This is a genomic window from Marinimicrobium sp. UBA4509, from assembly GCF_002388575.1.
Classification (GTDB): Bacteria; Pseudomonadota; Gammaproteobacteria; order Pseudomonadales; family Cellvibrionaceae; genus Marinimicrobium; species Marinimicrobium koreense.
Genome location: NZ_DGMV01000025.1, coordinates 35,913 through 36,730, shown reverse-complemented (window position 1 = coordinate 36,730; position 818 = coordinate 35,913). Strand labels below are relative to the sequence as shown.

General features: G+C 57.8%; 1 protein-coding gene. It reads left to right on the top strand.

Features of this window, described 5'->3' with window-relative positions:
* Positions 1 to 94 precede the first annotated feature (94 nt).
* A complete protein-coding gene (gene msrA / locus B3520_RS02775) occupies positions 95 to 742 on the top strand; it encodes a peptide-methionine (S)-S-oxide reductase MsrA (protein ID WP_024460216.1) in 648 nt (215 codons plus the stop codon).
* Positions 743 to 818 lie beyond the last annotated feature (76 nt).

Genomic DNA, 818 nt, shown 5'->3' with positions numbered 1-818 from the left:
GAGAAGCCCCCATGGATGGGTTCACGGCGGGTCTCCAAAGACTGTACCGCCTCCAGAACCGGTCTCAACGACAACGCACAAGGTGGTCGAAAGTATGTTTTTTGGTACCAGAAAGCTGGAAATGCCCACGCGGGATCAGGCCTTGAAAGGGCGTGATGAGGCGATGAAACTCGACGGCGACAATGCCAAACACTTTGTCAAAGGTACGCCACTGCAGCCACCTTTCCCGGAAGGGCTGGAGCAGATTGTTGTCGGCATGGGCTGTTTTTGGGGCGCCGAGCGGTGCTTCTGGCAACTGCCTGGCGTCTACAGTACCGCCGTCGGTTACGCCGCCGGTTATACCCCCAATCCTACCTACGAAGAAGTCTGCTCCGGCTACACCGGACACAACGAAGTCGTCCTGGTGGTGTTTGACCCCACCGTTGCGCCGCTCAGCAGCATTCTCAAAACCTTCTGGGAAAATCACGATCCTACCCAAGGCATGCGCCAGGGCAATGATCGGGGTACCCAATACCGCTCCGGGATTTACACCCAGAATGCCACACAGCAAGCCGCGGCGGAGCAGAGTCGGGAGCGGTATCAGGCCGCGCTTGAGGAGCGGGGCAGGGGAGAGATAACCACAGAGATCCAGCCGGCCGGCCCGTTTTACTATGCTGAACCTTATCACCAGCAATATCTGGCCAAAAACCCGGGTGGTTATTGCGGATTGGGTGGTACTGGCGTTAGTTGTCCAGCGCCTTGATGGACTCAATGCAACGCATGGGTGTCAGTATCGGAAACGTTTCGGCGGATGCGCGCTTCGCGCTTATCCGCCCTAC

Coding starts and splice junctions, on each gene's coding strand:
- msrA (WP_024460216.1), top strand. CDS start 95: ATGTTTTTTGGTACCAGAAAGCTGGAAATGCCCACGCGGGATCAGGCC.